This is a genomic window from Streptomyces sp. BBFR2, from assembly GCF_044497305.1.
GTDB lineage: Bacteria > Actinomycetota > Actinomycetes > Streptomycetales > Streptomycetaceae > Streptomyces.
The window spans coordinates 3839146-3851994 of sequence record NZ_CP172415.1; the positions used below are offsets into that span (position 1 = coordinate 3839146).

Below are 12849 nucleotides of genomic sequence, written 5' to 3' on the forward strand. Positions count from 1 at the left end.
TCTCTCAACTGGCCTTGCTTGACGCCGCGTTCACCGGTCGCGAGGATCGTTTGTGAGGCGGCGCGTCGGCGCTGTGAAGAGGGGGTGGGTGTGTCCATGAAGGTCACCAAATTGGTCAGCACGTGTGAACACGACAACTGTCCCACGCTGTACGCCACCGACCGTGGCACGTTTTTGGTCCAGGGGGAAACCCCGGCCGATCACGGGCTGAACATTCCCGGACACGAAAATCTCGTGGAGATCCCGGCGGACCTCATCAGGAAGGCGATCCGTGGCAAGCTCATCTAAGACGTTGGGAGAATACTTCGCCGCTTTCGAGCGGGAAGCATTCAGGCTGGAAACGCTCGACGACTACGGGAAGTCGGGGAACGCGGCGGCCTTCCAGTCCTTTCTGGCGGGTGAAGAACAACCGGTGGACTACAACGACCACTGGGTCGCTGAGCTTCGCAAGCGTTCCGCAGGAGGAAAGCGGATCTACCGGGTGCATGTCCTGTCCCGTCCGTTGACGCCGTACCTCCAGTACGAGTTGGGCTGGGGATACTGGAAGAATATGACCGGTGGTGAGGAGTTCTTCATCCTCGACACCACCGAGCAGCCGAATCCGTTCGAAGGGGTGCCGGACTTCTGGCTCTTCGACTCCCAGACGATCGCCGTACTGAATTACGACGACGAAGGCGGGTTCCTGGGAACGCAGGAACTCTCGGCGGACCGGGTGGAGGAATACCTGGCGATCCGCGACAAGGCCATGGAACAGGCCGTGCCCTTCCCTGACTGGTGGGCAGAGCACGGCCAGTGAATCGGGCCCAGATCGGTGCGGCGCTGCGGGCACTGCGGAAGACCTCCGGCAAGGAGGCCAAGGCAGTGGCCCGCAGCGCCGTCATGTCCCAGTCGAAGCTGTCGAAGATCGAAAACGGCAGGCTGACCCCGAGCCCCCAGGACGTGGACCGCATCCTGGGGGCCATCGGCGTTTCCGATGAAGTCAGAAGTGAGTACATAGAAGCATCACGCGAGGCCGCCACGGAGGCGGTCGCCTGGCGACTGCTGAAAAGGACAGGGCTTCACAAAGCGCAACAGGTGACGAGGGCGCTCGAAACCCAGATGTCCATGATGCGGCTCTTTCAGCCGTCGCTTGTTCCTGGGCTGTTGCAGACTCCGGAATATATTCGGGCCATTCTGGCACGGCATGGGCTCTCCGAAGACTCCTTCAGGAAAACCGTCGCAGGTCGGCTGGAGCGGCAGGAAGTTCTCTACGATACGAGCAAGGAGCTGCGGTTCGTCATCACTGAGCCCGTGCTGCGCTGGTGCATCGTGCCGCCGCCGATGATGGCTGCGCAAATGGACCGCATCATCTCCGTTTCGCGACTCACCCACGTGGATATCAGAGTGGTGCCGCTCGGCGTGCGACAGTCCGACGTCCCCGGTCATTCTTTCGTGATTCGCGATGACCGCATGGTGGCAGTGGAAACGATTCACGCCCAAGTCACGGTGACCGACCCCCAAGATGTGGAAATCTATGTCCGCAAGTTCGAAGGGTTCGCGAAAATGGCGGTTTCCGGTGCGGAGATGCGCGGGCTGCTCGAAGGTATCCGCGACGACTTCTTGAGCGAACAGGAAAGTGGCGCCCGCGGCGCCGAATCCAGGTGACGATGGACCGGAAAATCTCGTCCTCCAAGGAATGAGGAAGGTCCATGACGGTGTCGCGGAATGAGGATCTTTACGTACTGCCGCTCGACGGGGTGGAATTCCGGGCGGCATGCGGTGGCAACACGCACCCGGACGGGGAGTCCTGCGTGACCCTCGCCCGTATCGGTCCCGGCGTGTGGGCGATGGGCGACAGCAAGCGGCCCGGTGGGGAGCCGTTGCGGTTCACGACGGCGGAGTTGGCGGCGGCCGGGATCGACCCGTCGCGGTTCGGTCTCTCGGCCTGACGGACGGCCGTCCACCCGGTGGCCCCGCCCGCAGGCTCGGGCGGGGCCACCGCAACTCACGGAAGGGTGCGGGCCGTTGCATCACCACGGCTATCTCTGGGTCGGTACGAAGCGGGGCGTGAAGGGCGGCGAGCCGGACGGTGTTCACTTCGACCGGGAGGGGTTCCGGCGGCCGCCGCCCCCGATGGAGCCGGTCGCGACCTGTCCGCCCGATGTGGTCGAGCGGTACCGGCGGGCGGCGGCGGAGTGGCGTACCGGTGAGATGCCGCCGATCGAGGTGGCGCTCTGGCTGACGAAACCGGCCGGGCAGGTACGGGGCACCTGGCGCGATCCGGCCGGGGCGGCGGACTGGCTGGCCGGGCAACTCGCCTCGTACGCACCACGGTTCGCCTCGGTGCAGGAGCGGGACGTAGAACGGCTGGCGCGATGGGCGGGCGCCGCGGCCGACCGGCTCGGGCGGGGGCTGGACGTGGTGCACGGGGTGTATCTGGGGCGCCCGCTGTTCCTGTCGTTGGGGGTGGTGACGTGCTCACCGAACCGGGCGCGGGGCGATCTGCCCTGCCCGTTGCGGCGCCCTGCCGGTGCGGCCCTTTCCGGCCCGGTTGTCGCTCAGTAGATTCGGCCCCACATTCGATCACCACGGGGGACGGTATGGACTGGGGGACGCTCGCGGGGGCGGTCAGCGGTGGGGCGTTGGCGATGGCGGGGACGGTGCTCGCCGACCGGTTGCGGCATCGGTACGAGGCGGACCGGGGGACGGGGGAGCGGCGGCGGGCGGTGTATCTGGAGTTCATCACGGCGGCGGAGGCGTGCCATGCGCGGTTGCGGGCGATAGCCGAGGACCCGGCGGCCGAGGCGGATCCGGAGACGGCCGGGCGGGTGGCGTTGAGCGAGGCGGGGATCTACGAGGCGCGGGAGCGGCTCTTCCTCGACGCGACCACCGGGGTGGCCGGTGCCGGGCAGGCGATGTTCGAGCGGCTGCGCGCGGTGCAGCGGGCGGTGGCGGGCGGCGCCGCGCTGACCTCGGCCGCCTTCCACGACGCGTACCACCCGTACATCGGCGCGGTGTGGGCCTACCGCGTCGCCGTCCGTGAGGAGTTGGAGGGTCAGCACCTCGTGCCGGCGGATTTCGGGTGGGGCCGGTGGGACGGTAGGGACCGGTGCGCGAGGTGCCGGGAGGCGGCCGTGGCGGGGGTGTGAGGGGGCGGGCTCGCCCGGCCTTCCGCCTCGGACGGCCCGGTGGTCGGGCCGTCCGGCGCCCGCCTCAGACGGCCCGGCGGGACACGGCGCCGACCCCGCCGCCCGCGTCGAGGCGGGGGATGCGCCGCTGGGCGGCGTGGGCGGCGGCCCGGTAGCGGGGGTCGGGGCGGAGGGTGTACTCGCGCAGGCAGGCTTCGGTGAACTTGATGACGTGCTCGTCGCCGTGGTCGGCGGCGCGGGCGGCCTGGTCGGCGAGGGACGGCAGGTCGGGGAGCTCGTCGCGCCAGGCGTCGCTGCCCTCGCCGCGCCGGTCGGTGGTGAACGCGAGCAGCAGCGCGGTGTGTACCTGCCAGAGCCGGGCCAGCGTCGGTTCGTACAGCTCGTGGGGGAGGTGGGGCAGGACGAGGCGGGCGGCGGCGGGGGCGGTGACGCCGTGGACGAGGGGGACCGGCGCGACCTCGGGGTGGCCGAGGTAGACGTCGGTGAACTGGAGGGTCATGTCGCCGAGCAGGCGGGGCGCGTGTTCGGGGGCGAGGCGCGTCAGGCTCTCGTGGTAGCCGGGGTGGTCGGTGAGGGCGTCGAGGCGGTGGCGGACCGCGCCCGGGGTGAGGCCGCCGTCCTGCGGGTCGCGGGGGAGCGCGGCGACGGCGGACGGGAGGGTGAGGGTGCCGTTGAGGCTCGGCGCGCCGGGGAGTTCGGCGTAGCGGGCGGCCCAGTAGGCGAGGCCGCGGGCGAGTTCGGTGAGCTGGAGCCCGGTGGCGTCGGCGCCGGCCGCGTGGAGGCCGCGGACGGCGTGGGCGGTGCGGATCAGGCCGTGGGTCAGGCCGGCGAACAGGCCGGGGAGCAGCCGGGGCCACCAGCGGACGAGGACGTCGCGCCAGGGGGCGTCGGCGAGTTCGCGGGCGAAGAGGGCTTCCCAGTCGCCGGCCCGGTCGAAGGCGCCGAGGGCGGGGCGCCAGGACGACGGGTCGGCGGGGTCGAGGGGGAAGCGGGCGGCGGGCGGGGCGTGGTGGTCGAGGGCCTTGCGGTAGCGGCCGACCCAGCGGGCGACCTCGTCCTCGTGGCCGAGTGCGGCCAGTGCCTCGGCGCCCATGGGGCCGTGGCTGGCGAGGTCGACGCCGTGGCCGCGTTCGTAGCCGAGGTCGTCCATCCGTTCCAGGGCGTCGTTGAGGGCGTCGCGGTATTCGGTCGACGGCATGTGCTCTCCCCGTTCTGATCGGTGCGGTCCGGGCCTGGGCGGTCCGGGTCCGAGGGGTCCGGCCTGGGCGGTCCGGGCCGGGCGGTCGGGCCCGGCCGGATCGCTTAGGTTTGCCAAACAGTTTGGTTTTCCGAACCATCTAGACTCGCAGTATGCCCCACACGCCCGAACCCGGGAAGGCCCCCCGGGTGCCGACCCCCGCGGAACTCGAAGTCATCGGCCTGGTACCGCTGTTGGAACCGTTCTTCCGGCCCGGCGCGGTACGCGGCCAGATGCCGGAGAAGATGCGGACGGCGATGGAGACGAACGGACTGACCGCCCGGCACGGCGCGGTCCTGCCGCAGTTGCTGGCCTGCGGCCCGCTGACCGTCGGCGAGATCGCCCGGCGGCTGCACATCTCCCTGCCCACCGCCAGCGAACTGGTCGGCGCCCTCAACCGCGCCGGGATGGTCACCCGGACCGAGGACCCGGCCAACCGCCGCCGCGTCCTCGTCGCCCTCGCCGACGCCTACCGCCCCGCCCTCGAAACGTTCGTCGCCCACCGCTCCGAAAGCCTCCTGCGCGCCCTCGACGCCCTCACCCCCGAGGAGCGCGCCGGCTTCCTCGCCGGACTGGCGGGATGGGTACGGGAGATCGGGGAGAGCTGAGGGGACCGGGAAGCGGGGAGAGTCAGGGGGAAATCAGGGGCCCTTCCCCCGTACCCCTGCCACCCGCCGGGCAGGGATCAGCCCGGGGGCCCACCCACCCCCTACGGGACATCCCGCACAACCCACCCCGCTCTCCGCCCGCCTCCGTAGGGGAAGCGGGAACGCATCCCGTACGGGAATGGCACCCAGGCGCACCCCGTACGGGAAAAGCAACCGGGCGCACCCCGTACGGGACGCGCCCAGCCAGGCCCGATAACAGGAGGCGGGCGACGCCCCGTACGGGAGCCGAACGCCACCCCGGACGCCCCCGTACGGCCGCACCCCGTACGGGCCCCCGGCCGCCCCCCCCCGCACAGGAAGCGGCCGGGTACCCCCGTTCAGGAGACACCCGGCCGCGCCCCGTAAGGGCCCCCGTCTACACCCCCACGTCCCGCCGCTGGATGTCCTGAAGGTTTTCGCGGCGTACGAGCAGCCGGGCCTCGCCGTCGCGGACGGCGGCCACGGGGGGCCGTCCGACCAGGTTGTATCCGGAGGCCATCGAGAGCTGGTAGGCGCCGGCGACGGGGACGGCCAGCAGGTCGCCGGGGCGGATGTCGTCGGGGAGCGGGACGTCGGCGGCGAGGATGTCGCCCGCCTCGCAGTGCCGTCCGACGACGGTGGTGGGCCGTACGGCGGCGGTCGTGCGGCGGCCGATCAGGCGCGGGGCGTAGCGGACGCCGTACAGGGCGGGGCGCGGGTTGTCGCTCATGCCGCCGTCGACGGCGACGAAGGTCCGGCCGCCGGTGTCCTTGACGGCGAGGACGCGGTAGAGCGCGACGCCCGCGGGCCCGGAGACGGCCCGGCCCGGTTCGATGAGCAGGCGGGGCACGGTCAGTCCGGCGACCGCGCAGCTCTCGACGAGTTCGGCGCGCATCCGCCGGGCCAGGGTGGTGAGGTCGAGGGCCGGGTCGCCGGGGCGGTAGGCGATGCCGTGGCCGCCGCCCATGTCCAGCTCCGGCAGGGTCACGCCGTGTGCGTCGCGGACCCGGGCCATCAGGCCGACGGTGCGGCGCAGCGCCGCGAGGTACGGCCGGACGGTGGTGATCTGTGAGCCGAGGTGGCAGTGGAGGCCGGTCAGTTCGAGTTGCGGTTGGCCCAGGACGCGGGCGATGGCGTGCTGGGCGGAGCCGTCGGTGAGGGAGAGGCCGAACTTCTGGCCGTCGGTGCCGGTCCGGATCTTCTCGTGGCCGCCGGCGGAGATGCCGGGGACGACGCGCACCATGACCTTCTGGTGGCCGGTGGGGCCGACGAGGGCGGCGAGGCGGGCGATCTCGGAGGGGCTGTCGATGACGATCCGGCCGACGCCGAGCCGCAGCGCGCTGTCGAGGTCGTGGGGCGATTTGGCGTTGCCGTGCAGCACGATGCGGTGCGGGTCGAAGCCGGCGGCGACGGCGAGTTCCAGCTCACCGGCGGAGCAGACGTCGAGGCCGAGCCCTTCCTCGTCGATCCAGCGGACCATGGCGCGGCAGAGGAACGCCTTGGCGGCGTAGTGGACACCGGCCTCGGGGAACGCGTCGCGGTAGGTGCGGCAGCGGGCCCGGACCTCGTCCTCGTCGAGGAGGTAGAGGGGGGTGCCGAAGCGGCGGGCCGCCTCGGCGAGCGGGACGCCGCCGATCGCGAGGTCACCGTCGGGCAGGCGGGTGGCGGAGGACGGCCAGACGGACAGGTCGTCGGCGTCCTCGGGGAGGCGGGGGAGGACCGCGGTGGTCATGGCGGCCCCTTTCAGACGGTCCGGGCGGTGCGCCGGACGGGCTGCCGCGGGATGGCCGCGCGGGCCGGCGGCGTGGTGGCGCGGGGTGCGGTGAACGTCGGGTCGACGGTCAGCAGGGGTGTGCCCAGCGGGGCGGTGAGGGTGCGCAGCGCGGTTTCGGAGAGCCGTATCCAGGGCTGTCCGGCGCCGAGGGTGGCGGTCAGCCGGTCGGGGCCGGTGAAGCCGACGGCGGTGCGGGCGCCGAGCGGGGTGCGGAACAGGCGGATCGCGGGTCCGGTCCGGCCCGGCCGGACGGGGACGCAGAGGAGTCCGGCCGGGTTCGGTTCGGGGGGTTCGGCGTCGTCGTCGTACGAGTGCAGGCACATGCGTCGGTCCTCCGGGAAGTCGGGGCCCCGGACGCGGGGAGGCCGCCGGGGCGCACCGAACGTATCCCCGCCCGTGGCGGCCCGCGGGCCTGTCCTGACGGGTCTTTGACGGCGGGTGGCCCGGCCCTTGCGGATCACTGACGGCGGGTCGGGAGGCGGCGAGCGGCTCGGAAGAGGGTGTTGATACCGGCCAGGTACGGTGTGCTCACGTCAAGAGCAGATGAACGACCGGGAAGTGTGGTGCAAGGTGTTCGACCTCAAGTCTCTGGCCCCCGTGGTGGCCGTGGCGCTCGCGGCGGTGGTCCTGGTGATCTACTTCATCCCCACGTACGTGGCGTTCCGCCGCAAGGTGGAGGTCCGCTGGGTGGTCCTGGCGATCAACGTGTTCCTGGGCGGCTCGCTCGTGGGCTGGGTGATCGCCCTCGTCCTGGCGACGCGGAAGCCGGCCGGACCGCCGCAGACGGCTTGACGGTGTGAACGGGGCTCTGCCCGGGGCGTGCGGGCCGGAAGGCTCCGCCCCGGCGACACCCGGCCCGGTCCGTGCCGCCGGGGCCGCGGAATCATGACGGAACCCTGACAGAAAGCCCCGGAAGAACCGCGGCGGAGGAACCTCCCGGAGGATTCCGCGGAACGCGGAACAGGCCCCGGGAACTCCCGGGAATTCGGGTGAACGCGAGCCTCTGCTGACCTGGGAGTCAGGAAATCGCGGCGGCCGGCCGGTGCCGCAGATCCGTTTCCGCGGCCGTTTCCCCCGATGTTTTCGTCCGGTACATGCCCGGTTTGCGCGACGTATGTCGGTGCTTCGGCACGGGGAATCGGAAAACCGGTTGCGGCCGGTGGAAAAACCGAAAAAAGCAGGAGCCCCGCTCGCCGCCGAAGTGGCGGAGCGGGACTCCTTGGGTACTGCTCTTGAGAACTCCTGCAATGGCCGTTACCGGCCGTCCCCAGGTGCTCAGACCGGGGTGACGTTCTCCGCCTGTGGGCCCTTCGGGCCCTGCGTGACGTCGAAGTTCACCTGCTGGTTCTCCTCCAGGGAGCGGAAGCCAGAGGCGTTGATCGCGGAGTAGTGGACGAAGACATCCGGGCCGCCGCCGTCCTGGGCGATGAAGCCGAAGCCCTTTTCAGCGTTGAACCACTTGACGGTTCCGGTAGCCATAAGCCCTCCTTGGGCCAAAGGGTTGCCCTGCTCCAGAACCTGCAAACAAGTCTGAAAACGACGAAAGCCTGCGGGTTACATGCTCCGCAGGCTCTGTACTGCAAGGGAAACCAAACTGCAACTTGCGCTGAGCGTAGCATGGTGCGCTCGTGCGGTGGAAGAGCCAAAGATCACGTTTACCCGAAGGGGTCAGAGTCATGCGTGCGCCGCGCGGGGGGCCATATGCGCCCCCGCCGTGCCGGTTCCCGACCCGCGGGTCTAGCCTCCGCATGTGGACAATTCAACCTTTGGTGACGCTCCCGCCGATGCCGCTGCCGACGCCCGTCGCAGCCGGCCGCGGGTGGGCCACATCCAGTTCCTGAACTGCCTGCCCCTTTATTGGGGCCTCGCCCGTACGGGCACGCTGCTCGATCTGGAGCTGACCAAGGACACCCCGGAGAAGCTCAGCGAGCAGCTCGTCCGCGGGGAGCTGGACATCGCCCCGGTCACGCTCGTGGAGTTCCTGCGCGCCGCCGACGACCTCGTGGCCTTCCCGGACCTCGCGGTCGGCTGCGACGGTCCGGTGATGTCCTGCGTGATCGTCTCGCAGAAGCCGCTGGAGCAGCTCGACGGCGCCCGGGTCGCCCTCGGGTCGACGTCGCGTACCTCGGTGCGGCTGGCACAACTGCTGCTCGCCGAGCGGATCGGCGTCAAGCCGGACTACTTCACCTGCCCGCCGGACCTGGGGCTGATGATGCAGGAGGCGGACGCCGCCGTCCTGATCGGGGACGCCGCGCTCCGCGCCAACCTCCACGACGGGCCCCGGCTCGGCCTCCAGGTCCACGACCTGGGGCAGATGTGGAAGGAGTGGACGGGCCTGCCGTTCGTCTTCGCGGTCTGGGCGACCCGCCGTGAGTACCTCGCGCGCGAGCCGCGGGTGGTGGAGAAGGTCCACGAGGCGTTCCTCGCCTCCCGGGATCTGTCGCTGGAGGAGGTCACCAAGGTCGCCGAGCAGGCCGCCCGCTGGGAGTCCTTCGACGAGACGGTGCTGGAGAAGTACTTCACGACGCTGGACTTCCGCTTCGGCCCCGACCAACTGCGCGGCGTCACGGAGTTCGCCCGCAGGGTCGGCCCGACCACCGGTTTCCCCGCCGATGTGGCGGTGGACCTCCTGGGGCGCTGACCGGCCGGGCCACCGGCGCGCGCCGCGCCTTCCCGCGCCCCTGACGTCACCGGGTACGCCCCTGACGTCCGGCCCGTCGCCCGTACGTCACGTCACGGCCCGGCCCGCCTCCCGTCCGGTCGCGGCGGGAGGCCCCGGGGCGGCCCGGAGTCCCTGGCGTAGGCTGGGCCGGTCCGTCAATACCCCTCCGAAAGGGACGCTCCGGTGACCGAGAACGCCGACCTCCAGTCCGTACTCGACCGCGCCGCCGAGGGCGGCCGCATCACGCCGGAGGAGGCGCTCGACCTCTACCGTTCCGCGCCGCTGCACGCCCTCGGGCGCGCCGCCGACGCCGTGCGCCGCCGCCGCTACGCCGGCACCGAGCACATCGCGACGTACATCATCGAGCGGAACATCAACTACACCAACGTCTGCGTGACGGCCTGCAAGTTCTGCGCGTTCTACGCGGCGCCGAAGGACACGAAGAAGGGCTGGAGCCGGGACCTCGACGACATCCTGCGCCGCTGCGCGGAGACCGTCGAGCTGGGCGGCACCCAGATCATGTTCCAGGGCGGCCACCACCCGGACTACGGCGTCGAGTACTACGAGGAGCACTTCTCCGCGATCAAGAAGGCGTTCCCGCAGCTTGTGATCCACTCGCTCGGCGCGTCCGAGATCGAGCACATGGCGCGGATCTCGAAGGTGTCGGCCGAGGAGGCGATCCGCCGGATCCACGCCGCCGGGCTCGACTCGTTCGCCGGTGCCGGTGCCGAGCTGCTGCCGGAGCGGCCCCGTAAGGCCATCGCGCCGCTGAAGGAGTCCGGCGAGCGCTGGCTGGAGATCATGGAGATCGCCCACAACCTCGGTGTGGAGTCCACCTCCACGATGCTGATGGGCACCGGCGAGACCAACGCCGAGCGGATCGAGCACCTGCGGATGATCCGGGACGTGCAGGACCGTACGGGCGGCTTCCGCGCCTTCATCCCGTACACCTACCAGCCGGAGAACAACCACCTGAAGGGCCGGACGCAGGCGACGCTCTTCGAGTACCTGCGGATGATCGCCATCGCGCGGATCTTCCTCGACAACGTCGCGCACATCCAGGGTTCCTGGCTGACCACCGGCAAGGAGATCGGTCAGCTTTCGCTGCACTACGGCGCCGACGACCTCGGTTCGATCATGCTGGAGGAGAACGTCGTCTCCTCCGCCGGTGCCAAGCACCGCTCCAACCGCCAGGAGATCATCGACCTGATCCGCAAGGCGGGCCGCGTCCCCGCGCAGCGCGCCACCACGTACGAGCACCTCGTCGTCCACGACGACCCGGCGAACGACCCGGTCGACGAGCGCGTCGTCTCGCACATCTCGTCCACCGCGATCGAGGGCGGCACCGCCCACCCCGAGCTGAAGCTCATCGACGCGGGCTGAGCCGCGGTGCTGACCCTTCACGTCGCCGAGTCCTCCCCGAAGACCGCGGTCCTGGTCGAGGGCGCGTCGCTCGCCGCCGTCGGCCCGTACGAGGAGCTGGCCGCCGCCCGCCCCGGAGCGCGGGTGCGGCGGTGGCCCGGCATCCTTACCCCGGGGCTGCTCAACCCGTACGGGCCCGAGCTGCTGGAGGACGCCTACCACCCGGATCCGCGTGAGGCCGACGAGTTCGGCACCGAGCCGGTCACCGGGGAGCGGGCGCGGGCGATCTTCCGGGCCGACCCTTCGCGGCGCGGCGCGAGCGCCCGGCGCGGGATCCAGCGGCTGCTGGCGCACGGCACGGTCGCCGTCGCCGGGGAGCTGCGTCACCGGGCGGTCGTGGACGCGGTGCGCCGGGCCGGGCTCGCGGTCGGGCAGCGTCCGCCGAATCCGCCGGGCCCGGCGTCCTTCTCGCCGTCCCCGCTCGTCCTGCTGCCGCCGCTGACGGCGGGCGGGCCCGCCCGGTTCGCCGTGTTCGACGTGCCGGACCGGGCCGCCCTCGTCCGGCTCGGGGCCGCCACCTGCGTCGCCACCGTCATCGGCGGACGTCTGGTCCACCGCCGCCGCTGACCGCCGGCGGGCCGCGTCCGCGTCCCTTCCGTCCCGGTGCGTGCCCGGTGCCGGGTGCCGCGGGGCGACGGTGGACAATGGCCGGGTGACCCGAGCATCCCTGGACAAGCAGCCGCACGAAGTCGCCGCGATGTTCGACGACGTGGCGGCGCGCTACGACCTCACCAACGACGTGCTCTCCCTGGGGCAGGCCCGGCTGTGGCGCAAGGAGGTGGACCGGGCGGTCGCCGCGCGGCCCGCCGAGCGCATCCTCGACCTCGCCGCCGGGACGGGTACGTCCTCGCTGCCCTTCGCCCGCACCGGCGCCCACGTCGTGCCGTGCGACTTCTCCGTGGGCATGCTCCGCGAGGGCAAGAAGCGCCACCCGTGGCTGCCGTTCACCGCGGGCGACGGCACGAAGCTGCCCTTCGCGGACGAGGTGTTCGACGCCGTCACCATCTCCTTCGGCCTGCGCAACATCCAGGACACCGACGCCGCCCTCGCCGAGCTGTACCGCGTCACCAAGCCCGGTGGCCGCGTGGTGATCTGCGAGTTCAGCGAGCCGACGTGGGGCCCGTTCCGCACCGTCTACACCGAGTACCTGATGCGGGCGCTGCCGCCGGCCGCCCGCGCGGTCAGCAGCAACCCGGACGCGTACGTCTACCTCGCCGAGTCGATCCGCAGTTGGCCCAACCAGCCCGCGCTCGCCGCCCGGCTCCAGGGCGTCGGCTGGTCGAAGGTGGCGTGGCGCAACCTCACCGGCGGCATCGTCGCCCTGCACCGCGGCGTCCGCCCCGCGCACTGACACCGGCCGGCCGGGGCGGCGCACCGCCCCGGCCGCTCACCGGCGCGGTCTCAGAGCGCCAGCCGGTAGCAGTACGCCGTGAGGTCCGGCTTCTCGTACGTCTCCGCGCGCCGCATGCCGAGCCGTTCGGCGACCGCGACGGACCGCGCGTTCCGGGTGTTGATCATCGCGACGACCTCGGGGACACCGGCCGCCCGGACGTCGTCCAGCGCCGCGCGTGCCGCGGCCGTCGCGTATCCCTTGCCCCAGTGGCCGCGCCCCAGCCGCCAGCCGATCTCGATCTCACCGACCGGGCCCCACGATTCGTGCGGCCACGGCTGGGCGCCGGTGAAGCCGAGGATGCTGCCGTCCGGGCCGAGCAGGGTGTAGAGGCAGTAGCCGCGTTCGGCGTGGTGGCGGCGCTGGCGGGCGGTCAGTTCGTCGTAGACGGAGAGTTCGGCCGGGGCGCCGCCGTGGAACTCCATGACGTCGGGGTGGGCGAAGGCGTGGTGCCAGTTCCACGCGTCCTCCTCGGTGGGTACCCGCAGTGCGACGGCGGGGGGCGCGCCGTCCGTGGTCGTCTTCGTCATCGGCTTCACGGCCAACCCTTCAGGTTCTGATCACCAAGGCCCCCATAGACTGCCCATGCCCGGTGCCGTTCGGCACCCCG

General features: G+C 71.6%; 17 protein-coding genes. 12 read left to right on the forward strand and 5 right to left on the reverse strand.

The genetic code is table 11. From position 1 onward, the window contains the following. The first annotated feature begins 96 nt into the window (after positions 1 to 96). From ACGH2B_RS15340 to ACGH2B_RS15365, 6 genes are all read left to right on the forward strand, one after another. Positions 97 to 288, forward strand: a complete 192-nt coding sequence (locus ACGH2B_RS15340) for a hypothetical protein (RefSeq protein WP_399097023.1) — start codon at positions 97 to 99, stop codon at positions 286 to 288. Beyond that, on the forward strand, positions 272 to 796 hold the full coding sequence (locus ACGH2B_RS15345) for a DUF6879 family protein (protein WP_399089026.1): 525 nt from the start codon (positions 272 to 274) through the stop codon (positions 794 to 796). Before ACGH2B_RS15340 ends, ACGH2B_RS15345 begins: the two co-directional genes overlap by 17 nt. Then, the gene (locus tag ACGH2B_RS15350; RefSeq protein ID WP_399089028.1) at positions 793 to 1644 is read left to right on the forward strand and encodes a helix-turn-helix domain-containing protein; all 852 of its coding nucleotides are present in this window, start codon (positions 793 to 795) and stop codon (positions 1642 to 1644) included. The genes ACGH2B_RS15345 and ACGH2B_RS15350 overlap by 4 nt, the downstream gene beginning before the upstream one ends. A gap of 44 nt (positions 1645 to 1688) precedes the next feature. Further along, on the forward strand, positions 1689 to 1928 hold the full coding sequence (locus ACGH2B_RS15355; protein WP_399089030.1) for a DUF397 domain-containing protein: 240 nt from the start codon (positions 1689 to 1691) through the stop codon (positions 1926 to 1928). A gap of 76 nt (positions 1929 to 2004) precedes the next feature. Beyond that, positions 2005 to 2544, forward strand: a complete 540-nt coding sequence (locus tag ACGH2B_RS15360; protein WP_399089032.1) for a hypothetical protein — start codon at positions 2005 to 2007, stop codon at positions 2542 to 2544. Between the two features lie 35 nt (positions 2545 to 2579). Further along, on the forward strand, positions 2580 to 3128 hold the full coding sequence (locus ACGH2B_RS15365) for a CchlQ (protein WP_399089034.1): 549 nt from the start codon (positions 2580 to 2582) through the stop codon (positions 3126 to 3128). Positions 3129 to 3192: 64 nt separating this feature from the next. Here the strand turns inward: ACGH2B_RS15365 and ACGH2B_RS15370 are convergent, their stop codons facing one another. Then, positions 3193 to 4326 (reverse strand): hypothetical protein, encoded by a 1134-nt coding sequence (locus ACGH2B_RS15370; RefSeq protein WP_399089036.1) that lies wholly within the window; start codon positions 4324 to 4326, stop codon positions 3193 to 3195. Positions 4327 to 4478: 152 nt separating this feature from the next. On the opposite strand from ACGH2B_RS15370, the gene ACGH2B_RS15375 reads away from it, so the two are divergent. Then, positions 4479 to 4973 carry a MarR family winged helix-turn-helix transcriptional regulator gene (locus tag ACGH2B_RS15375; protein ID WP_399089038.1) on the forward strand — a complete coding sequence of 165 codons (495 nt, stop codon included), beginning with the start codon at positions 4479 to 4481 and terminating at the stop codon, positions 4971 to 4973. Positions 4974 to 5388: 415 nt separating this feature from the next. Here ACGH2B_RS15375 and lysA read toward each other — a convergent pair whose 3' ends face one another. After that, a complete protein-coding gene (lysA, locus tag ACGH2B_RS15380) occupies positions 5389 to 6723 on the reverse strand; it encodes a diaminopimelate decarboxylase (RefSeq protein ID WP_399089040.1) in 1335 nt (444 codons plus the stop codon). 11 nt (positions 6724 to 6734) lie between these two features. After that, on the reverse strand, positions 6735 to 7088 hold the full coding sequence (locus ACGH2B_RS15385; protein ID WP_399089042.1) for an SAV_915 family protein: 354 nt from the start codon (positions 7086 to 7088) through the stop codon (positions 6735 to 6737). A 220-nt stretch (positions 7089 to 7308) separates the two neighbouring features. Here ACGH2B_RS15385 and ACGH2B_RS15390 point away from each other — a divergent pair, with 220 nt between their 5' ends. Further along, entirely contained in the window at positions 7309 to 7557 is a 249-nt protein-coding gene (locus ACGH2B_RS15390) for a superinfection immunity protein (protein ID WP_399089044.1), read from the forward strand. 483 nt (positions 7558 to 8040) lie between these two features. Here ACGH2B_RS15390 and ACGH2B_RS15395 read toward each other — a convergent pair whose 3' ends face one another. After that, on the reverse strand, positions 8041 to 8244 hold the full coding sequence (locus ACGH2B_RS15395; protein ID WP_003984261.1) for a cold-shock protein: 204 nt from the start codon (positions 8242 to 8244) through the stop codon (positions 8041 to 8043). Between the two features lie 271 nt (positions 8245 to 8515). Here ACGH2B_RS15395 and ACGH2B_RS15400 point away from each other — a divergent pair, with 271 nt between their 5' ends. The 4 genes from ACGH2B_RS15400 (at position 8516) to ACGH2B_RS15415 (ending at position 12200) form a co-directional block, all read left to right on the forward strand. Next, positions 8516 to 9406, forward strand: a complete 891-nt coding sequence (locus ACGH2B_RS15400) for a menaquinone biosynthetic enzyme MqnA/MqnD family protein (RefSeq protein WP_399089046.1) — start codon at positions 8516 to 8518, stop codon at positions 9404 to 9406. Between the two features lie 204 nt (positions 9407 to 9610). Continuing rightward, entirely contained in the window at positions 9611 to 10810 is a 1200-nt protein-coding gene (mqnC, locus tag ACGH2B_RS15405; RefSeq protein WP_399089048.1) for a cyclic dehypoxanthinyl futalosine synthase, read from the forward strand. A 6-nt stretch (positions 10811 to 10816) separates the two neighbouring features. Beyond that, complete coding sequence (locus tag ACGH2B_RS15410; protein WP_399089050.1) at positions 10817 to 11416, forward strand: hypothetical protein; 600 nt, start codon at positions 10817 to 10819, stop codon at positions 11414 to 11416. Positions 11417 to 11501: 85 nt separating this feature from the next. Then, positions 11502 to 12200, forward strand: a complete 699-nt coding sequence (locus tag ACGH2B_RS15415) for a demethylmenaquinone methyltransferase (RefSeq protein ID WP_399089052.1) — start codon at positions 11502 to 11504, stop codon at positions 12198 to 12200. Between the two features lie 50 nt (positions 12201 to 12250). On the opposite strand, the gene ACGH2B_RS15420 is transcribed toward ACGH2B_RS15415, so the two are convergent. Beyond that, positions 12251 to 12769 carry a GNAT family N-acetyltransferase gene (locus tag ACGH2B_RS15420; RefSeq protein ID WP_399089054.1) on the reverse strand — a complete coding sequence of 173 codons (519 nt, stop codon included), beginning with the start codon at positions 12767 to 12769 and terminating at the stop codon, positions 12251 to 12253. Positions 12770 to 12849 lie beyond the last annotated feature (80 nt).

Excerpts from the sequence above, each read along its gene's own strand:
- ACGH2B_RS15340 (WP_399097023.1), top strand. The coding sequence starts at position 97 with ATGAAGGTCACCAAATTGGTCAGCACGTGTGAACACGACAACTGTCCC.
- ACGH2B_RS15355 (WP_399089030.1), top strand. The coding sequence starts at position 1,689 with ATGACGGTGTCGCGGAATGAGGATCTTTACGTACTGCCGCTCGACGGG.
- ACGH2B_RS15365 (WP_399089034.1), top strand. The coding sequence starts at position 2,580 with ATGGACTGGGGGACGCTCGCGGGGGCGGTCAGCGGTGGGGCGTTGGCG.
- ACGH2B_RS15370 (WP_399089036.1), bottom strand. The coding sequence starts at position 4,326 with ATGCCGTCGACCGAATACCGCGACGCCCTCAACGACGCCCTGGAACGG.
- ACGH2B_RS15375 (WP_399089038.1), top strand. The coding sequence starts at position 4,479 with ATGCCCCACACGCCCGAACCCGGGAAGGCCCCCCGGGTGCCGACCCCC.
- lysA (WP_399089040.1), bottom strand. The coding sequence starts at position 6,723 with ATGACCACCGCGGTCCTCCCCCGCCTCCCCGAGGACGCCGACGACCTG.
- ACGH2B_RS15385 (WP_399089042.1), bottom strand. The coding sequence starts at position 7,088 with ATGTGCCTGCACTCGTACGACGACGACGCCGAACCCCCCGAACCGAAC.
- ACGH2B_RS15390 (WP_399089044.1), top strand. The coding sequence starts at position 7,309 with ATGAACGACCGGGAAGTGTGGTGCAAGGTGTTCGACCTCAAGTCTCTG.
- ACGH2B_RS15395 (WP_003984261.1), bottom strand. The coding sequence starts at position 8,244 with ATGGCTACCGGAACCGTCAAGTGGTTCAACGCTGAAAAGGGCTTCGGC.
- ACGH2B_RS15420 (WP_399089054.1), bottom strand. The coding sequence starts at position 12,769 with ATGACGAAGACGACCACGGACGGCGCGCCCCCCGCCGTCGCACTGCGG.